We start from the raw sequence: 19,292 nt of genomic DNA on the forward strand, positions 1-19,292 counted from the left end.
TCTCCCGTCTTCTGATTTGGATGTCTTCCAGCTCGTTATTTCGGAATCCGGATGGTGAATACCGTAGGTTCCTTCTTTCGGCGACTGAGATGAAGCGCCCCCCCCATTTTCTCTGTATTTTTCATAGCTATCGAGAGACCTAGCCCTGTTCCTCCCGAAGCTGTCCGCGCTTTATCTCCCCGAACAAACGGATCAAACATTGTGGACCACAGCTCTTCTGGAATACCCACACCAGTATCAGCGATTTCAATCGTGACTTCTTTCTCCAAAGGGATCACCTCCACACGCAAATGTGTACCTGGAGGATTATAGATCAGTGCATTGGAGATCAAATTATGAACCACACTCGAGAGCAGCTCCGCATCAAAGTTCAAGAACACATCCTCTTCGGGAACATTTAGATGCAAAACAAAGTTCTTTTGTTCAATCTCTCCGTACGTATCTGCAATGATTTCACGAATAAATTCGCCCAGTTCTTGATGCTCCATTCGTAGCAAGAAATCCGGTGAATCTATTTTTAACAGCTCCAGCATGTTCTGAATCAGCTTAGTAACTTGTGAGGATTTATTATAAATATAGCTTAAATATCTTTTTTGGCGTTCTTCATCCTCGCCTCTACCCTCTACAAGCGCCTGGGCAAAGCCCTGTATACTCGTTATCGGCGTCTTCAGATCATGAGATAGATCAACCATCATCCGTTTCTTACTTTCCTCTGCCTGGCGTTTTTCTTTGGTCGTCTTTTCAATTACGTCTGCCATATAATTAAAAGTCTCTCCAATTTGCGAAAATTCCTTCTCTGCATATAAAGCGATTCGAGTATCATAATTCCCCTGAATCATCTGCTTCAATCCAAGCGTGATGATACGCAGTGGTTTCCTGATTCGCCGCGCTACCCAATAGCTGTACACGATAATTAGCAAAAGAATCATTCCCACACCCAAAAAGACGTAGTATGAAAGCGAATGATTAAAGTAGGCCACGAAGGGATCACTATTAATGGTGATGGTGATAGCTTCCCGCGGCAGCTTCAAGAGCAGCCACTCCGATTCGCTCTGAGCATTTAGCGTGGTCAACGAATAAAAGTAAGCTTGATCTTCTCCATTTTCCAAACTTTTTAAAAGCTGGTTACTGGTATATTGGGTTACACCGTCTTTTTTTTCTCCAACAACCTTGGTGACCTTCATGTCTTGATCCAAGACCTCGATCCATCCCCCGCTCCGCAGAAGACGTTTGGTTTCTATCCCATGCTCCAGATTATCTCGATAAGCACTAGCCTCCACCTTCAAATCAGGATCAGCGATTTTATTTTTTTCAAAAATATGGGTCACATCAAGATTAATAAACAAATAATATACAATCACGAGAAAAAACAAAATACAGATAAACAACAAAAAATCCAGCGTCAGCGATGATTGTAAAGGTCGTTGATCTCTATTGCTCCATAGGCGCTTCAATTTTGTATCCCAGCCCTCTAATAGTCTTTAAATATACTGGCTTTTTGGAATCTTCCTCAATTTTTTCCCGGATATTGCTGATATGTACCATGATACTATTATCTTCGTACACATAGAAATCTTCCCACACGGCCTCATATATTTTTTTGCGTGTAAAGACTCGTCCAGGCTGCTTCATCATTAGTTCCAAAATTTTGTACTCGGTAGAAGTAAGCACCACAGGTTCACCTGACCGATAAAGCAGACACTGGCTTTGATCCAGCATTAATTCACCTAATACAATCTGTTCAGCTTCTTTTTCCTCAACAACTTGCGCATCGAAATGATGTACACGCCGCAGCAGTGCTCCAACACGGGCTACTATCTCTAATGGATTAAACGGTTTGGAAATATAATCGTCGGCTCCTAGTTCAAGACCCAGAATCTTGTCATGATGTTCGCTTTTGGCGGATAAAAATAACACTGGAAAATGATGCACCTCGCGGATCTTTTTCAATAATTGCAGTCCATCCAGACCCGGCATCATAATATCCAGAATTGCCAAATCAACTTTATGGTTCTGTACCTGCGTTAAGGCTTCAGTACCACTGTTTGCTTCCAAAATGTTGTACTCTTTCTCTAAATATAATCTTAGCAATTCCACAATTTCTGCTTCATCATCAGCGATCAATATTGTATACATGATAATCCCCCCATCTAACTATATTCTGTGATTATTAACAGAGCCTAAACACAATCTAAAGAATAGCTAAATTATCACATAGTAATAAAATAAAAATCGCACACGGGAAACCGTCCCATGTACGATCGTAATTTGTCTGGATTGTGAGGATCACTACTTTAAAAAGCTACGCCAATTCCGCCTTCCCCAGCATAGGTTCCCATCACCGGCCCCATGCTTGAGAGTAAGACTTCTTTGAAGGGATGCTTTAGTAAAATGCGTTCTTTAATCTCGAGTGCCAGCTTCTCACAATTACTGTGTACAATAGCGATAACCGCTTTCTCGTAATCATGCTGCTTCTCATCCAAATGCGCTAGCAGACGATTCAGTGCTTTTGGAAGACCCCGGGTCTTCTCCACTACTTCGACAGTGCCTTCTTCGCTGATTTTGAGCAGCAACTTTATATTGAGTACAGACGCTACGGCTCCCGAGAGCCGACTTAGACGTCCGCCTTTCATTACATTCTCCAGAGTGTCCAGCGTAAAATAAGCGTTAACTTCCTCTATCTGCTGAAGTACCTTTTCCTTGAGCTCTTGCAAGCTTGAACAAGTTAAGGACCACTGCGCCGCCAGGCCGACAATCAATGACAGCCCGCCTGAGAAGTTTTTGGAATCTATAACCTCTATTGCATTGGTATGTCCTTCATCCTTATACATTTCCATAGCAATCATAGCTGTCTGATAAGTGCTACTAATATTAGAGGACATACAAATGACCATAATGTCAGTTCCCTCCTCCACTTGCTTGAACTTCTCAAGGAATTCGTTGGGACTTGGACTAGCTGTGGTAGGCAGCTCCTTGGATTCGCGCATTTGAGCATAAAAGCTTTTCGTGTCCGTATCTGCCGGCATTAACTCATGCCCAAAATGAACCGGTAGGTGGATCACGGAAACATTATACTTCTCCATGTAGTCAAGGGGTAGGTCTGAACCGCTGTCTGTTATGATCTTGATTGCCATAATATAAGTACTCTCCTTTCAATATCAGTACTATTATAGCCACCATAAAATGAAATCTCCAGTAACCTTTATAACTTGAAAAATTCTTCGATCTGTGTTATGTCTTTCTTCCTTAACTTGTCCTTATATGATATGGTTTATGAATAAGCGTATAGAAATGGAGTGTATGTATGAGTAAGGGTAGAGTATGGAACAGAGGCAAACATGATGGTACAGGACTATCGAGGAAAAAAACCGGAGATCAAGAGGGTGCAGCTTCTACTGAAACTGAATCCACAGAACCTTCGAATGAACCTTCCAATTCAAGAATTGATACCGTAAAACCGATGAATCGCACGAATTGGGTGACCAGACCCACCCGAGTCATCAATAAAGATTCGAAAGACAAACGATAATTCATACATTCTAAGATTTGAGGACCCAGATGACGTTATTGGCAAATTTCCAGCCTTTTGAGCAGAGTTTCGGACTCCAGAGCCGTTATTCCGTAGAATGAGGTTCATATATGGTGTTTTTAGTGCCATTAGTGGCTATGCGGTCCGTTAGCATCCCAAATGTGGAGTAAAACTGCGTTTAAGGTCATCTGTGTCCGATAGTTATCTTTGTACATGCAAAAGTAATGAAATCCAGCGAACAACAAAAAGGGTTGTCCCAGTAGCCATTTCATCATTTCATGGCTTATGGAACAACCCTCTTCTATTTTCTACGCCATATATCCTAACTCCGCTTCATCTCTGGAGGGAGCTTCGCCAATTAACTGCTTCAATAGTTTTTTCATCATTACCGAAGCCTTTACTTTGGTATGAAGACACGGAGAAACCTCTATTTCATAGTTCCCTTGTTTGATAGCTTCCTTCAATTCTTCCACCGTTGAGCAGGAGTCTTGCAGTCGATTCACAACACTGCCATACTGCAAACACTGATGACTGTCACTGCCAGCAATCACAGGCACACCCAACTTCTCAGCAAAGGGCGTGATCAGGTTCTTATAAGTTTCCACCCCCTGCATGTAAATATCCTTAGCGTTGAAATCAAAAGCGTCTAATCGCTGAAGCAATGCCGGATCCAGTTGATGTAAAGGCGTAGAAGTTCGGAAGGGGTGGGCTCCGATTTTCCAAAGATTATGTTCATCGGCCATATCAAGCAACTGCTTAAACGGTATGAAATTCCCCTCCTGCGTATGCTCATCTAGTAAAGCGCGGACAGCTAGAACATTCTCCTTCAGTCCGATCAACAGGATATGACCTGTCTCCGCGATATCCACTTCCATGCCTGGAAACAGTTTAAGTCCGTTCACATCGTAATAATGCCCGTTATAGGGATAAGTCTGATCCAGCGCATCATACATCGCAAAGAAATTAGAAGTATTAAAATGCTCGGTCAATGCTACAGCCTGTAATCCATTTGCCTTGGCTTCGAACATCATCTCCGCAAAATATTCGGGGGAAAACGTAGATTTTTTAGATAATTTACCATGGGTATGCAGATCAATATTCATCATGTCTAATTCGTCTCCTTTGAGCTTGTAAGTTATGTTAATACACCAGTTCAGGGTAGAGATAACCAATACAGAATATCAAGATGACATAAGCAGTGGATCCGGATAAAAAGTACCAGTCGGACCGCTTCATTTTCAAATAAGATAACTTGATCTTCTTCACTTTCTTATTATTAAGGCCGTAGCTAAATCCCCGAGTCTCAAGTGCTTCAATCGTTGTTCGAGAACGTTTAGCTGTGTTCAACATGAGCGGGTAAAATGCCAGAATGACGATTCGCAAATAATACGTTATTGTTCGCCAATAGAAAATTCCATGTTGAAGCGGTCGTTGCCCTCTCAATCTAAAGGAAAGTAGGATCTGATGGAATTCCTCTAGTAAAGTAGGCAAAATACGATAACCATAAGATAAGCTGAATGCAAAAGTATCAGGGATTCCTAAGGACAGTAAGCCGTCACTAAGTCGTTCCGGATCAAGACTAGAGAAAACCGTAATACTCGCCAGCGAAATCACCGAAAGCTTAAGCGTCAGTGTCAGCATAGGCAGCAAGGATTCAATCCCCCCGCCGAAAAAGAGCGACAATATAAACATCCAGCCAATCTGGCTGATCAAGCCGAGACATAATATAAAAATAATATAGGGGCTGACCCGGGAGAGGACGGTTGTTAAAACCATAAGCACGAACATCCCTAACAGGATTGTCCGGTTATGTACAAACCAAGGCACGATGGCAAAAAAGAGATACCAGAGCAGCAGGGTTCGCGGGTCCAGCCTGCCCAGAAAAGTGCTGCTGCTGTTATATGCGGTCCCGAGTAACTCCAATTTGATTTGTTCTACAGATATACGGTCAAGTGCCCGTTTAACGGCTTCCATGGATTGCAGCTACCTCCTTCTTTTCCACTAAACTCACAAACTCTTCTAAGCTACTGCAAATTCTAGGGAGACCGAGCATACGACTTAGCTCCATCAATTGAGTCTGGGCCAGACCCGCACGCCGTAAAAGAAGGCCGTCAGCGAAAATTTCATCCTTCGTCCCATCCGCAATTATCCGCCCTTGATGCATTACAATTATTCTGCTGGCCCATTCAGAGACAAGCTGCATATCATGAGTTGCGATGACGACCGTCTTCACATGATTACGAAGCGTCTCCAGCACATGTACCATTTCTTGTTTGGTCGAAATGTCCAGATTAGCTGTCGGTTCATCAAGCAACATGATAGCAGGCCTAACCGCGGCACCAATCGCCAAGGATACCCGGCGCTGCTGCCCTCCACTTAGCAGTCGGGCATCCCGTTCAGCCAGCTCGCTTAAGCGAAATGCCTTTAGCATCTCATCCACTCTTCCATCCGTATCTGGTAGTTTCCGCGCCTTCAGATAATAAGCAATTTCCTTACGCACAGAATCCTCGATAAACATTTCCTCCGGATTCTGGAATACGTAAGCTACCGTACCGGAGAGACGTTCAGGCGGCAGCCCGTTCACCGTCATATCTTTAACCTTTACGGTTCCATCTGTAGGTCTGACAATACCAGCAATCAGCTTCATTAATGAAGATTTACCTGCTCCGTTGTTGCCAATAAGAGCAATGGACTCTCCCTGCCCCAGTTCTAGCTGAATTCCATTCAGTACAGGATGTGGCACCTTATGAATCGTACGGTAAGAGAGGTGAACATTCTCCAGCTGAACGATAGATTTTTTTTCTTTTGCAGCTTTGGGGAGCTGCTCTTGCATACGTCTGATTGGAAGTGTCTCCTTGGCATCCTGACGAAGCGTCATGCGGGTACTACCTTCATCAGCATTTAAGGGAAGCAGCTTTGACTTCTGATCATCAGGCTGTAGCAGCCAAGCCGCCCGGGTCACATCCGGTGGGTATATGCCCAGCTCTAGCAATTCTTGTACAGATGACAAAGCTTCACGCACAGGCTTCTGCCAGCGCATTTTACCTTGATCCATCAGGACAACATTTTTGCAATAATCCGCAATAAATTCCGCATGATGCTCAATCACTACAATGGTCTTTCCATGCTCCTCATTCAAACGCTGCAAAATATCATAGATATGACGGGCATGCTGCGGATCCAGCTGGGCTACGGGTTCGTCGATCACCAGAATTTCCGGATCCATAGCTAGGGCTCCAGCCAGAGCGAGCAGATGTTTTTGCCCACCACTTAACTGCCAAATAAATTCATGCCTCAAGTCACTAAGTCCGGTTAACGCCAGCGCACGCTCTCCCCGTTCCTTGTAATCCGTAAACCCATAATTTAGAGGTGTAAAAGACACATCATCAAGCACTGTCGGTCGTACCAATTGATTCTCGAAATCCTGATAAACATAACCGATACGTTTGGACAGCTCTGCTACACTTTTTCCATCCGCAGATTGGCCGCGAACTGTCACCTCTCCACTGAAATCACCAGTGTAATAATGAGGAATTAAGCCGTTAAAGCATTTGCAGAGAGTAGATTTCCCGGAGCCATTACTGCCGATGATCGCAATAAAATCTCCTTCTCCCAGTCGTAAGTCTACGTCTTGCAATACTGGTTGTTCGGCTCCCGGATACGTAAAGTTAATTTTGTTCAATTCAAGAATTGTATTACGCATCTGCTTGACCCGCTTCCTGTCTTTTTCGTGCCGAACGCCGAAGCAGTGCAATAATCGCCGTTGCCGCTACTACAGCCGCCACCAACATACTGAGCCAAATCAAGGTCTTTTCATTCGATTCCGCCCCTGCAAGCTCAAAATCACCGAAGTTCCAGCCCGATTCCGATAACAATTCCGAACCCACTGCTACCATCACTAGAAAGGTTCCGGCAATGACCAGCTTAGGAGATAGCCACGCTCCTGTTGCATATTTCATATTCCGCTCACGTGGCTTCATGCCGAGCAATGGTTCAATTTTTCCATATAAACGCGGAACCAGATACATAGTAGGAATTAGCGCGAACAAAATACCGGAGAAGAGGACATCATTCAAGAACCCTACTCCCTCAATTACAACGATACTTTCTGCCAGTCCTTTAACAGCCTCTAGCTCTTCTACCCCTACCCATACCTTCACAATATCTATAACGGAGCTAAAAAACTGGTGAATCGCCACGCCGGTAATCGCAGCCACTCCAACCTGTCTACGATTCTTCGGATCAGATACCATGCGGCCTGCGGTATACATCGCCAGTGAGAAGGTAATGAATTTCTCCAGCTCCCCTAAACCTCCAAATTGGCCTAACATCAATTCCCCGAAGATTACCTCACCAACAGCTGCTCCGACCGCCGCATATAAGGGGTGAAACAACATACATAATGTCAAAGGAATGAAGGCGAAATATTCAATGGATAATTCAATCGGGCCCAGTTTGATCCCAGGCACTAGCTCGGTAAACATATTGGACAACCCGTAAAGCGACATCGACAGTACAAAAATCATCATTTTTTGTGACTGAGTCAGTGTGTAACGCGTTTTTATCGTGCTCATGAAATATTTGGCCTCCCAATAAGAATTTATCTTCATTATAAGAAGGCCATGTCATCACAGCTTTTTTCATTTGTTAAATGAGAGTAATATTTTTTTCAATATTTTTAACGTTGTAAAAATATTTACAACATATTCACACGTTATATTCTATCTATCGCATCATCATAGGAGGATTGAGAGATTGTATAAAGATTGGAACCATCGCGCTTTTTCGCCTAATCAACGGATAATTGCCGACTTTATTCAAAAAAATGAGCAACGTGTGGTCTATATGACCGAACAAGAAATGGCAGACGAGCTGCATTTGAGCATCGCCTCTGTTTCACGGTTCTGGAAAGCTGCGGGATACAAACATGCCAAAGATTTTAAAAACCGGCTCCGTTTCCGCTTTGAATCCACACCTTCTGTAAAAATGCGTGATGCCATGCAGCGATCAGACGATACCTCACTCCCTCAACTGCTGCTGGACAATTGTTCACATCATTTGCAAGAAACACGCCGCTATTTAAGCGACGATGTACTAAAGCGTGCAGTAGATGCAATATCTACAGCTCGGATTATTTATGTATATAGCCCTGGACCTTGCGCCGGATTAGCAGAGCTAATGATCTATCGAATGGCGCGTTTTGGTCTTCAAATGAAAAAAATGGCCCCCAGCGGCCATGAGCTGCTAGAGACCTTAATGCATGCTGACAAACAAGATGTCTTGCTTGTCTTTGGATTTGTGCAAATACTGCCTGAGATTGAAGTCATACTGAACCATGCACGTGAAGCAAATTACCAGGTCATCCTGATCACAGATAGACTTGTCTACCCGCGATCCCAAGATGCAGATATCGTGCTTTATGCGGGGAGAGGTGAGGTTTGGGAGTTCCATTCCATGGTTGGCCCCACCTATATTATTGAGAATCTGATCCTTGGAGTGGGATTAGCGAATAGGGACAGTAGTCTAAGCAAGCTGGATAAATTGCAGCAATTGCGCGCGCAGTATGGGGGGAAGCTCCCACGGAGTTAGGTTTAGATTTGACTGCAAGGATAAGGGGAATTTAATTCATTCCTAAAGCTTCTTTAATTTGTGGGATAGATAAACCGTTTGCTTTCATTTCTTTGATCCAAAGAATGCGCGCGACGGTTTCTTCTCTTTTATATCTGCGTGTTAAATTCTCCTCTGCCTGTTCAAAGGGCAGCATGCCTTCTTCTGTATAATGTTTGAGTGTACTATAACGAGCATTTGTGATTCTTACTAATTCCCCTATCGATACATATTCTGACGCCATAATATTCTCCATGGATCGTTGTCTAGACATTGATAACCAACTCCTTTACAGCGGGCGCTTCGGAATAAGACGCACACCTTGAATTGGCACTTTCATCATTACAAAATGTGGGATCGCATCGTAGAGCAAATTATCAATTTTAAGAGTCGCAATCGATCCTCTCTCCAGCACCTTAACTTCATGTCCATAGGACATTAATCTTGTAGTAACTGCGTCTAACCTTTGATTAGAATTATCAAACCAGGACTCTGTTTCTATAAAGACAGCTCGTGATCGCTCTAGGGCAGGGAAGATAAGATTGAGACTACTGCCGATAAAGGTCTTCGCAAACTTTGTCTTCAATGCTAAAAAACGTTTGATACCTAACTCAACTCCCTGGCGAATTTGTATAGGAAACAGCGCCTTTGCCCATAAGTTACTTTGGTATAGATCATGTAATTTGATATTCACCTCTTCTAATTCGTTCAGCGAGAAGAAATCATGCATACATCCACATTCACGAAGTAGCCATAACATACAAATGACCTCATCTGTTACTGGGCCTTCTTCCAAAATCTCTGCCCGCATATTCTCTGTAATGCTTGTGTACGCCTCCATATTACTGCGATAGGCTCTAATTTCAACTTCAGCAGAATCAAAATACATATCGCTTCCTATCAGGCTTGGTATATCTTCAAGCAAATTCATCGCTTGAAGATAATCTGAAATCGCGGTTTCGAACTTTTTTAATTGATGGTTAGACTTCCTCGAAGCCTTCTTTAACCACCAATTTAGGTCACCCGTTACCTCAGCACTATTATGAAGTAAGGGTTGTAGAACAGTTTCTCTATAGAGTGTTGAATGAGATTGATCAAGTGCTTCCTTGTGCAAAGTTAACTCGATCTCAGATTGTGTAAAACATCCCTCTAAGTAAAGCTCCAATATAACCGCTGCTGCCATGCAGCGCAAAGACACTTTCTTGACAGTAGTCATCTGAAGACTTCTCTGTGCATTAAGCGCGATCAATGAAAAACTTGGTGCTAATTTAAGATCCATCATAATCATCCACCCCTATCCATTAATTCCTATTAACAGGATGATATTTATTCCGTATGGTGAGCGTTTGATTAACTTACTACTTACTACTTACTACTTACTACTTATCACTTACAATACACCATATTTACAATAATTGTCAATGGTCTGGAATAACGTAAAGAAGGCCCTGCCCTTAATGGTCAAGCCCCGATTTTACAGACACCAAAAAAAGACTCTAGGCTATAAGCTGCTTCCGGTAATCAACCAGGGTATCTTAGAAACAGGAGGATCAGTTCTAACGGGAATTTATGCAGCCAATGAAGCAATTGGAGCATCCGGCTGGTCACAAAAAAGAAGTCGCCTTGTAAAGCTAAATAAAGAAGGCTGGCCATGTGAGCCTGCCTTCTTTATTCACTCAGATCAATAAGTAATTTGGTTAACTCTAGATTTTCAACCTTGTCTTCTTTGACGACAAAGGCAAGGGAAGGATGATAGAATCCTTTGTCAAGCTTGATAACGTTCACCCAATAGTTAACAACACCATCTACTTTCTTTTCGCTGCGGGATGCCTCAGGGATAGCTGCAATGATATCCTTTTCACTGCTTCTGATACCGATATTTTTATCCGTCCTAAGCGAAGAAAGAGAGTTAATCGGTTTATCAACTACGCCTCCGACTGGCTTAGTTTCTCACTACGGTAAAACTGATCGTCAAATTATCTTTTTCATATAACCAGCGCATGTTAAGAGGTTCCCCCACTTCCGTCATCCGTTTCGAATGAATTCCCGCTCCGCTTTTTTCAAATGCTTTAATGAATTTTCGAAAGAATATGGAATCTTAGTCCTAAGTTTAGAGAGTTTTTCAACCTCTCCCATAGCGATAGCTTCCTTAATAGCAGGAACCAACTTCGCTTGAATAATGCCCCAACTTTCTGCCTGAAGAAGTTCGTCTATCAACATATGCGGTTTGGAATATTGTTCAATTTTTGTTCTCCTCTTCTCGATTTCTACCCTCTAATAGCTCTATCTTTATTTTTTCAAGACATAGCTTCTCCCTTAGAGGTATAAGTTCATCCTTATGTTCTAATACTTCTATTATCATAGCAGCCCCCATTCTGAATCCGAGAGTATAGGCGGAAGCGGATGAGATAGAGTTCTGCATGCCACTCAGATCCAAGGCTTGTTCAATCATAGTAAAGTCTTCTATAGATAACTTTGCTTTTAGGATGTCCATAAACTCTGAGATTAGCTTGGAGTTCTGTATATACTCGGGATCGCGTAAACACAAAAGTTCATTTGGACAGATTTTCCCGTAATATAAATCCTCCAAAAGACTCACCAGTCATCCCTCCCAAATCATCTCTTCAATCATCTTAGCGAATTTATCGCTAAAAATTAATAGCGAATAATTCGCTAAGATATGCTTGCCTTGGAGGTGTTTAGTATGTATCAACGTATCCGAGATTTGCGTGAAGATAAAGATTTAACTCAAACCCAAATGGCAGAGTATTTGCAATGCAGCCAGAGGATTTATAGTAATTATGAACGCGGTGATGTTGATATTCCCACGGCCATTCTGATTAAGCTAGCAGATTATCATAAGACGAGTACTGACTATTTACTAAACAGAACGAACCAAAAAACTCCTTACTCTAAAAGTTAAATTTAAAGAATGAGTAGATATCGCAGTTTTCAAAGGATTTCATTCTTATGCTGATGAGCATTGTACACAGGAATCCGTGATTTACGCGAAGACAAAGATCTGACACAGCAACAAATAGAGGAGCTTTTACATATTACACAAGCCACCTACTCCCGCTATGAAAATGGAAATTTGGATGTTCCGAGCGCCGTTTTAATTACGCTAGCTAATTTCTATAAAGTAAGCATCGACTATATTTTAGGTCAGACAGATAATTCTAAATGCTATCCCAACAAAAAATAATCCGCAGCACAAACAAGCTCCTGTGATAATCACAGGAGCTGTTCACGTTTAGGCTAAAAATAGCCTGAAATTAGGGGATGCTCTTAGATACGCTCAGGCCAGCAAGGTACGGGCTACCTGATCCACAATGTAATTGATACCTGTCGGTCCGTAGCAGCCGATCCATGTAGCGGCATCTACCGGGTATATATACGGCCGCTCATCGGAATCCAACATCCCTCGGACGCTTTGCTCTGTCGCAGATACCCCCTCCTGCATCATCTCGTTACTAAGTAAAAAATAATGGCTGGCATGCACAGCCGGCAGTCTATCAACTGTAATATGATAAGCCGTGTCGGAAGTGTCTGCGACAAATAGAGGAGCTGGCAGACCAAGATCCCGGTACAGCACGGCACCTGTGCGATGGGAGGCAGTATGCACCCGTACCAGCGACTCACGCGGACGGATCAAGGCCACGCTCTGACCCGCCAGCGCCGTTGCAAGCTGCTCAGACAGCAATGCTGTTCGGCGCAGGTAATCCGCAATAATACGCTCCACCTCTATCCGCTTGTCCGTCAATTCACCGAACAGGCCCAGAATCGTCTGCCAGCTCTCATTCCGTTGAAACATTAGGGTTGGCGCAATCCGGCTTAACCGTTCATAATGCTGAGCATGCACCTCAGTACAGACAATCAAATCCGGCCGCAGCCGTTCGACAGCTTGCAGGTCCGGGTACTCATAAGTTCCGAGCATTTCCGTTGTCTTAAGCCTTTCCCTGATATATTGGGGGAATTTTAACGCTGCACTGCCCGTTCCTACACTCCCTGCCGGAGATATCCCAAGCGCAAGCAAATGGTCTGCATATTGAACGTCGAGTACGGCGATACGTCTCGGAGAAGCGGTGACGCAATATTCGCCTCGCATATGACAAATTACCGGGCCTTGCAGCGTCTCGTACGATGAGGCCAGGCGATCCGGCAGCCCAGAATATGCTGAGAGAGCACCGATCCCTGAAGCGGCAGTGCGCCTGTAGATCTGCGGGGGAACTCCATGATATTTCTTAAATGCTCTGCTAAAGTAATACATGTCGCGATAGCCCGTTTTTTCTGCAATTTCGCCGATGGGAGCATCCGTATGACGCAACATCCGCTCGGCACTCTCCATCCGCAGCTGGATTACATATTCCATCGGTCCTAGTAACTTCTCCTGTTTGAATCGCCGCTGTAACTGTCTTGTACTGCATCCGGCAAGCGCTGCCAGCTCCTTAAGCTCCAGTTCCTGACGATAATGCCCCGCTATATAGGCAGCGACAACATCCACCATATCCGCCTCTGTGCCTTTCTGACCACATTCATACTCCATAATAAGCTCGTAAAGCATTCCTTGCAGTAGCGCATTCGCATGGAAACGCTCCAGCCCTTCGCCCCGGCTCCATTTGGCTTCGATTTGTTCCGCAGTCTGATGCAGTTCAGCCAGGAGCACAGGACGGTGAACAAATGAAGTTCGTAATGGGTGATTGCGCTGCGGAAACAGAACATGGGCAGCCCCCAACATTGGAAAAGCCTTGTACATAATAACGGTATAATGAATGGTTTCTGATCCAGCAGTCAAAGTAAATGCTGATCCCTTGACTGCGTGACAAGCGAAATAGTCCTGGATATGGCAAATTTCGCCATTCATCACAAGCCTACCTTCCCCGCCGCCTGCCAGCAGCAACACATTGGCTGTTAATCCGGTTTCGCTCATAACGCCGCCGGGTGGCAAAGTACCGCTGCGCACATCAAGCATCTTGATCGTTGTATCACTCCATAAACTTGCCTGTTCTTTCAGCGGCATTTCTCTCATCTCCTGACAATAGCATCCTCTGTTAAACGGGCGCACTCGAATAGGATTACATGCTTTAGTGAAAGCGCGTCCGCAACATAAGTGAGTGCGTTGCTGTTGTCATTTTAATTGAGATTCATTCTCATTGTCAATTTTCGGACATTTCCCGCAATATTCCGCCGACATCCTGTAATAAAAACAGCAGGTGATACGTTTCTTTTTTGCAACCGGAGCTAGGTCATTGTTCTCTGTGAACCGGGTAAATGGATTGCGTCTTGCGCCGAACAATTGTCCGGGAGCTATCCGGGTCAGGAAGGCAAAATCTGCTTGTATTCGTTGCCTTTCTTGCCCTAATTCACCTGTTCTAGGAGAATACAGCGGAGCAATACGTACCATAATATTCTCCCAAAGTACTGCCATGGAGACGGGACCAATTGCAGCAAGCGTATGCAGCAGCGGCGCAAGACGTACCGCGAAAATTTCCTCTACGATCTCTTCTCGCCACGCTTCCCTGTCTTCCGGTGCCGCCGTCGCTCGAAGCCCGTTCAGCGCAAGGAAAGGAAAACGCGTATCCCCTTTAAAAGCTGGGGAAGCCGGATGATAGAGGAAGCTGTTCTCCAGCGGGATGGAGACTTCCCGGTTATGAAGGGTCATAGCGGTCAGCATCGGCGCGATCCACAGATAACCGATCCGCTTGGCCAGCATGGAAGCGGCAACCTGCATATCAGGCGCACCGATATAACCCTTAAGCCAGCTTACATACTCGCGGCATGCAGCTTCTTCGTGCAACTGGCTAAGGGCAATTGTCCGAACGTTGCCTTCAGGCGGTTCACCTACCCACAGACGGTATTCCTCCGCCATTTGCTTCCAGGTGACAGACGACAGATAGTTGTCCATTTTAATGCGATCCCAACAGCGCTTCCGCGGTTTGATCTACAATAATGTTGAGGGCAATTGGCCCATAATAAGCGATCCATAGCGTTGAATTCACATTGTATACGCGGTTATTTTTAACGGCATCATGAGATTTCCAGACCGGACTGTTCGCCATTGCCTCTGCCTCTTTGGCAAACAATTCATCCGATAACAGGAAATAGTGATCTGCTCCGATATCAGCGATGGTCTCCATCGAAATTTCAACGGAGGTATCATCTTTGATCTCCTGAACGAATGTAGGGATATTCAATCCCAAATCCTCATAAAGAATGCTTCCGGTCCGATGTTCGGGACCGTGTACGCGAATACCTTCCGGTCTTGGGCGAATCAGAGCTACCGTTTCGTCGCCCAGCTTCGCCGACAGCTGCTCCCGCAGTCCGACGATTTTGTCCTCGTAGGCTTGACGCACTACCTTCGCCTCCGCCTGCTTTCCCGTTATCATACCGATGGTAGCCGATGTATCCCGCCAATCTTCATAGAAGTCGAGTACTATTGTGGGCGCTATTTTACTGACGCTGTCATACACCTGCTCCTGAAAGTCGGTCATCAATATAAGATCCGGATTCATCGCTACAATAGCTTCAAGATTGGGCTCATCGCGTGTGCCCAGGACCTTCACATCACCCAATTGTTCACTTAAATATTCTGGAAACTTTGCATCCTTCGCTCCAGCTACAACGCTGCCTGCCGGATGCTCGCCTATCGCTAACAATTGATCGACAAATTTCACATCAAGCGCGGCAATGACCTTCGGCTTCTCAGTCAGCGTATATTCGCCCTTCATATGCGAGATGGTAACCGGGAAGGCTGCAGTCTGAGCCTGTGTCTCAGATGTAGGTGACGGCTCGGCTGAAGCAGATGGCAGTGCGGCAGTGCCCGTATTTGCGCCTCCTCCAGTACCGCAAGCCGTTAGCACAAGTACCAGTGCCATCATCCATATCATTAATAGTCCTGCTTTTTGGGCAGCATCTACCTTTCTACCGGTTGCTTGCCTCTTCTTTGTTCTTTTCATGCTGACTCCCCCTTATGTATGATAATGATTTTCATTATCAGATCAATAAAGCGAGTATAATCTATCTTCATACTCTATTTCCATGTACTTTTGCGACATTGCAGCCGGATTAATGCGACATTGCACACCATAGGAACGACTCAGGAGAACCGCGGCTGGCTACAAAAATTCCACAGAAGCACCTAAATCCCTAATTTTAACATAAATTTCTTTGCTCCTGTTCTGAAAATAGCCAACACAGTCGATGGTAATCTCGCTCAATTCAAGCTTTTCCTTCTCCAGAAACTGATCATCGAGCAATCTGGCTACTTCAGAAATGGTTCTTCCATTGCACTCCCTGCTTCTTCCCAAAATGAAAAAAGGTATCTTTGTATTACACAAAGATACCTTTTTTCATTAAAAGCTTACGGCTCAATCCCCCACACAAGCTGACCATTCATATACCCGGTGACCTGTTCATTGTTGATGAACTGACTGCTGGATGCCTTGAACGAATAATCATTAGCCTGGTTGTAATTGGACCAGTCGGTTTTGGAGAAACGGGTTTGAATTTCTGCGCTCTGACCTGGATTAAGTGTTCCAGCCGAACTCGTGAAACCAATTTCCAAAACATAATCGGCACTGGCAACAGGAGTCGCCAGCTTAACGAAATTGCCGGTTACATTCGCATTTCCGATGCTGGCCCAGTCGATCCAGAAACTCTGATCTTTCTCGCTATCAATCGTATAGTAATACCGGACCTTCACATCACTTAGTTGAATCGCTGAATCACCGGTATTGACTACTTTGATTTTGGGTGAAATCCCGTTGGTGGAGGCACTTGTGTTGCCATTAAAAGCTTGGACCGTCAAATCTCCAGTGGGTACTGGAACACTGCTATCCGCTACGTTCACTGTAAGAACAGCATTATTTCCTCCATTAAAATGAAAGGTTAGGGTATTCTGTCCCAGCGGCAGCGTGGAAAGATAGGATTTTTTCAGAACAACAGCAGCGCTTGATGCCGTATAATCCTGACTCGCTAAAAGTGTGGAATTTCCATTTGTGATACTTGCAAGCTGGTGTCCATTTAAGGTAAGGGCTACGGAAATATCCTGGGCTAGATTCGCCGCTTTATCAAATGCAGCGCTCACGGGCGCAATGGATGCGCTTGGCGTGGAATCGACAATTTTCACTTTTAATACGGGATCTTGTCCTTTATTGAAATCAAAGATGATCGAATGCTCGCCAACCGGCAGTGTCGCCAGAAATGCTTTTTTGAGCAGCAGCGTATTTCCACTCAAGGTATAATCCTGAGTCTCTATTAATGTATTTGCGTCTGCCCGGAGAGCGGTTAACGTATTGCCGTTTGAATTCACGGTGATGGCTTTGTCATTCTGATTGGAGGCATTTTTATCAAATTCGACGTTTGCAGGTGTGATAGACGCACTTGGAATTGGATTGTTAACCTTCAAATCAGGGAGCTCATCGAGCGTGATTACATAATTGCTTTGGTACAGCGTTGTTAAGGTGGCCGGATAATTAAAGGCGGAACTCATGAGATGCTCACCATACCACGGTAAGAAATAGAGCCAGCCCGATTTTTCCTCTGTCAGATTCTGAACACTTGGAACGGTGTCGTTCTCCGTCATGGCTACCATTTTCGTACCGCCGGTTAAATCAACAAGCTGATAGAAAATCGAGGTAATCGCGTCCTCATTGGGCACACCAGACAAACCGTCATAGCGGTTATAGATCGTGTTGTATTTATCATAGCCTACAATATCCACCTGATCATCGCCGGGATACCATGCGGGAGAAGTGCTGTACACGTAGCTGTTGTAGGTCCAGATCAAATTGTGCAGGCCATACGTTTCTGTAAGTTCGGTATAGAGCAGATCCCATAATTGCTTGTACACCTCCGAGCCAGCGGAAGCCCACCAGAACCATGCACCTTCCCCATTCAATCCGCCGTTGCCCTCCGCCTCATGGAAGGGTCTGAAGATAACCGGCACATTGTTATTTTGCAGAATCTGCAGTTGCTCCGCCAAATCCTCAATAGCCAGTTGTACATATTGGTATTCTTTCGTACCTGGAACTACCGCATTAGCAGTATTAAAATTGGTTTCTGTCGGCTTATAGGTGGCTTTCTTCCAATCCACAAATTCCCCGAGCTGATAGGCGGTGAAATCTTTGGGTACAGTGATATGCCAGCTATTTGTCGCAATCCCGCCCCGGTTATTCACCCAATCGATCATCCGGGCGGTTGTACCATCCTCCCAGCCGTAAAGCGGATTGTAATTCATCAAATCAAATCCGCGGATGGCCGGATACTTTCCGGTCAAATTGTGAATCCAATCAAACTCCAGCTCGGAATTGCCGTCATTTCCTCCTCCGTAAATCTCCTGCTGACCGGAGATCATATGATTACCGTAAACCTCCGTTAAATAATTCATCAGCAGCTGAGTTTCTGATGTGGCTTGAGGATCGCTGAGAACAGGCTGCACATCCAGGGGATCAAGATCGGCATAATCCACCGTGAAAGCATCAAAATAAGCGAAACCCCAGCCGGCCTTCAGTTGAATAGTGTTGCTGCCTTGATTCAGCTTGTGATAACCAAAATCGAAATTCGACCACGTGGTCGAATAGGGCAGCATATACGAACCCTTCGTAACGCCGTTAACGGCTAAAGATTGAAGTCTTCCGTCAGCACTGAGCTCCTGCATATAACGTGTGGAGATCGTATACATGCCGGTTTCCGGGACAGTCACTGTGAAGGTAATTGTACCGGAATTCTGCATCCAGACAAATCCGCTTCCGGAGTATCCGGGTTTGGGCTGTCCGTAAATTTGGGTCGTCACTTGAAGATCGGAGGTGAGCTGAGCGTTTTCGCTTTCAATTGTGAAAAGTGCGTTGTCTGCATGAACGGGCGGCGCTGTCATCAATCCAAGTAGCAGAGTAAATGCCAGCATCATTGTGATTGCCTTCTTGAGCAAATTTTTCATTTCCACCTTTCCTCCCTATGTTAAATATGGTAAATAAAAGTTCAATATACCATCTCTTGGATGCGCTTTCATAGATAAGATAGCATATATTCCATATTTTGTAAATCTATCAAATCGAGAAAATTTCCACATGCAAAAAAACTCCCACCAATTCCTTTGGCAGAAGCTTCTTACTATTGATTCACCCAAACATCCCATCAATGACAAGTCAAATATCTC

General features: G+C 44.6%; 19 protein-coding genes. 4 read left to right on the plus strand and 15 right to left on the minus strand.

Annotated features, from left to right (window positions below):
• Nucleotides 1–35: 35 nt before the first annotated feature.
• The 3 genes from NST94_RS18400 to NST94_RS18410 all read right to left on the minus strand — a co-directional run bounded on the left by NST94_RS18400 (nt 36) and on the right by NST94_RS18410 (nt 3,134).
• Nucleotides 36–1,454 carry a HAMP domain-containing sensor histidine kinase gene (locus NST94_RS18400; RefSeq protein WP_076301635.1) on the minus strand — a complete coding sequence of 473 codons (1,419 nt, stop codon included), beginning with the start codon at nt 1,452–1,454 and terminating at the stop codon, nt 36–38.
• Nucleotides 1,432–2,139, minus strand: coding sequence for a response regulator transcription factor (locus NST94_RS18405; RefSeq protein ID WP_170914177.1), 708 nt, complete (start codon nt 2,137–2,139; stop codon nt 1,432–1,434). Before NST94_RS18405 ends, NST94_RS18400 begins: the two co-directional genes overlap by 23 nt.
• A 155-nt stretch (nt 2,140–2,294) precedes the next feature.
• Nucleotides 2,295–3,134, minus strand: a complete 840-nt coding sequence (locus NST94_RS18410; protein WP_036688632.1) for a DegV family protein — start codon at nt 3,132–3,134, stop codon at nt 2,295–2,297.
• A 170-nt stretch (nt 3,135–3,304) separates the two neighbouring features.
• Here NST94_RS18410 and NST94_RS18415 point away from each other — a divergent pair, with 170 nt between their 5' ends.
• On the plus strand, nt 3,305–3,529 hold the full coding sequence (locus NST94_RS18415; RefSeq protein ID WP_076301636.1) for a hypothetical protein: 225 nt from the start codon (nt 3,305–3,307) through the stop codon (nt 3,527–3,529).
• A 308-nt stretch (nt 3,530–3,837) separates the two neighbouring features.
• On the opposite strand, the gene NST94_RS18420 is transcribed toward NST94_RS18415, so the two are convergent.
• From NST94_RS18420 to NST94_RS18435, 4 genes are read right to left on the minus strand one after another with little or no spacing between them, the layout of a single operon-like run.
• A complete protein-coding gene (locus NST94_RS18420) occupies nt 3,838–4,635 on the minus strand; it encodes a PHP domain-containing protein (protein ID WP_305953529.1) in 798 nt (265 codons plus the stop codon).
• A gap of 34 nt (nt 4,636–4,669) precedes the next feature.
• On the minus strand, nt 4,670–5,503 hold the full coding sequence (locus tag NST94_RS18425; RefSeq protein WP_076100351.1) for an energy-coupling factor transporter transmembrane component T: 834 nt from the start codon (nt 5,501–5,503) through the stop codon (nt 4,670–4,672).
• Nucleotides 5,490–7,211, minus strand: a complete 1,722-nt coding sequence (locus NST94_RS18430) for an energy-coupling factor transporter ATPase (RefSeq protein WP_339281135.1) — start codon at nt 7,209–7,211, stop codon at nt 5,490–5,492. Before NST94_RS18430 ends, NST94_RS18425 begins: the two co-directional genes overlap by 14 nt.
• Before the next feature lie 13 nt (nt 7,212–7,224).
• Nucleotides 7,225–8,103: a cell division protein FtsQ gene (locus tag NST94_RS18435; protein ID WP_076127114.1), complete on the minus strand. Its 879-nt coding sequence runs from the start codon at nt 8,101–8,103 to the stop codon at nt 7,225–7,227.
• Between the two features lie 181 nt (nt 8,104–8,284).
• On the opposite strand from NST94_RS18435, the gene NST94_RS18440 reads away from it, so the two are divergent.
• Entirely contained in the window at nt 8,285–9,118 is an 834-nt protein-coding gene (locus tag NST94_RS18440) for a MurR/RpiR family transcriptional regulator (protein WP_076127116.1), read from the plus strand.
• Between the two features lie 31 nt (nt 9,119–9,149).
• On the opposite strand, the gene NST94_RS18445 is transcribed toward NST94_RS18440, so the two are convergent.
• From NST94_RS18445 to NST94_RS18460, 4 genes are all read right to left on the minus strand, one after another.
• The gene (locus tag NST94_RS18445) at nt 9,150–9,410 is read right to left on the minus strand and encodes a helix-turn-helix domain-containing protein (RefSeq protein ID WP_036688642.1); all 261 of its coding nucleotides are present in this window, start codon (nt 9,408–9,410) and stop codon (nt 9,150–9,152) included.
• A 15-nt stretch (nt 9,411–9,425) separates the two neighbouring features.
• On the minus strand, nt 9,426–10,418 hold the full coding sequence (locus NST94_RS18450) for a hypothetical protein (protein WP_339281136.1): 993 nt from the start codon (nt 10,416–10,418) through the stop codon (nt 9,426–9,428).
• Between the two features lie 743 nt (nt 10,419–11,161).
• The gene (locus tag NST94_RS18455; RefSeq protein WP_076127122.1) at nt 11,162–11,356 is read right to left on the minus strand and encodes a hypothetical protein; all 195 of its coding nucleotides are present in this window, start codon (nt 11,354–11,356) and stop codon (nt 11,162–11,164) included.
• Nucleotides 11,357–11,375: 19 nt separating this feature from the next.
• Nucleotides 11,376–11,735: a DUF6809 family protein gene (locus NST94_RS18460; RefSeq protein WP_339281137.1), complete on the minus strand. Its 360-nt coding sequence runs from the start codon at nt 11,733–11,735 to the stop codon at nt 11,376–11,378.
• Nucleotides 11,736–11,840: 105 nt separating this feature from the next.
• On the opposite strand from NST94_RS18460, the gene NST94_RS18465 reads away from it, so the two are divergent.
• Nucleotides 11,841–12,059, plus strand: coding sequence for a helix-turn-helix transcriptional regulator (locus NST94_RS18465; RefSeq protein WP_076100339.1), 219 nt, complete (start codon nt 11,841–11,843; stop codon nt 12,057–12,059).
• Between the two features lie 60 nt (nt 12,060–12,119).
• Entirely contained in the window at nt 12,120–12,341 is a 222-nt protein-coding gene (locus tag NST94_RS18470; RefSeq protein WP_076127127.1) for a helix-turn-helix transcriptional regulator, read from the plus strand.
• Between the two features lie 93 nt (nt 12,342–12,434).
• Here NST94_RS18470 and NST94_RS18475 read toward each other — a convergent pair whose 3' ends face one another.
• The 4 genes from NST94_RS18475 to NST94_RS18490 form a co-directional block, all read right to left on the minus strand.
• The gene (locus NST94_RS18475) at nt 12,435–14,156 is read right to left on the minus strand and encodes a helix-turn-helix domain-containing protein (RefSeq protein ID WP_339281138.1); all 1,722 of its coding nucleotides are present in this window, start codon (nt 14,154–14,156) and stop codon (nt 12,435–12,437) included.
• A 108-nt stretch (nt 14,157–14,264) separates the two neighbouring features.
• Complete coding sequence (locus NST94_RS18480; RefSeq protein ID WP_076307712.1) at nt 14,265–15,041, minus strand: IucA/IucC family C-terminal-domain containing protein; 777 nt, start codon at nt 15,039–15,041, stop codon at nt 14,265–14,267.
• 1 nt (nt 15,042) lies between these two features.
• Complete coding sequence (locus NST94_RS18485; RefSeq protein WP_076127132.1) at nt 15,043–16,092, minus strand: iron-siderophore ABC transporter substrate-binding protein; 1,050 nt, start codon at nt 16,090–16,092, stop codon at nt 15,043–15,045.
• Between the two features lie 404 nt (nt 16,093–16,496).
• A complete protein-coding gene (locus NST94_RS18490) occupies nt 16,497–19,073 on the minus strand; it encodes a glycosyl hydrolase (RefSeq protein ID WP_339281139.1) in 2,577 nt (858 codons plus the stop codon).
• Nucleotides 19,074–19,292 lie beyond the last annotated feature (219 nt).

This window comes from Paenibacillus sp. FSL H8-0282 (assembly GCF_037963825.1).
GTDB classification, from domain to species: Bacteria; Bacillota; Bacilli; order Paenibacillales; family Paenibacillaceae; genus Paenibacillus_AQ; species Paenibacillus_AQ odorifer.

Coding starts and splice junctions, on each gene's coding strand:
- NST94_RS18410 (WP_036688632.1), bottom strand. CDS start 3,134: ATGGCAATCAAGATCATAACAGACAGCGGTTCAGACCTACCCCTTGAC.
- NST94_RS18415 (WP_076301636.1), top strand. CDS start 3,305: ATGAGTAAGGGTAGAGTATGGAACAGAGGCAAACATGATGGTACAGGA.
- NST94_RS18420 (WP_305953529.1), bottom strand. CDS start 4,635: ATGATGAATATTGATCTGCATACCCATGGTAAATTATCTAAAAAATCT.
- NST94_RS18425 (WP_076100351.1), bottom strand. CDS start 5,503: ATGGAAGCCGTTAAACGGGCACTTGACCGTATATCTGTAGAACAAATC.
- NST94_RS18435 (WP_076127114.1), bottom strand. CDS start 8,103: ATGAGCACGATAAAAACGCGTTACACACTGACTCAGTCACAAAAAATG.
- NST94_RS18445 (WP_036688642.1), bottom strand. CDS start 9,410: ATGTCTAGACAACGATCCATGGAGAATATTATGGCGTCAGAATATGTA.
- NST94_RS18450 (WP_339281136.1), bottom strand. CDS start 10,418: ATGATGGATCTTAAATTAGCACCAAGTTTTTCATTGATCGCGCTTAAT.
- NST94_RS18455 (WP_076127122.1), bottom strand. CDS start 11,356: ATGTTGATAGACGAACTTCTTCAGGCAGAAAGTTGGGGCATTATTCAA.
- NST94_RS18465 (WP_076100339.1), top strand. CDS start 11,841: ATGTATCAACGTATCCGAGATTTGCGTGAAGATAAAGATTTAACTCAA.
- NST94_RS18475 (WP_339281138.1), bottom strand. CDS start 14,156: ATGCCGCTGAAAGAACAGGCAAGTTTATGGAGTGATACAACGATCAAG.
- NST94_RS18480 (WP_076307712.1), bottom strand. CDS start 15,041: ATGGACAACTATCTGTCGTCTGTCACCTGGAAGCAAATGGCGGAGGAA.
- NST94_RS18485 (WP_076127132.1), bottom strand. CDS start 16,092: ATGAAAAGAACAAAGAAGAGGCAAGCAACCGGTAGAAAGGTAGATGCT.
- NST94_RS18490 (WP_339281139.1), bottom strand. CDS start 19,073: ATGAAAAATTTGCTCAAGAAGGCAATCACAATGATGCTGGCATTTACT.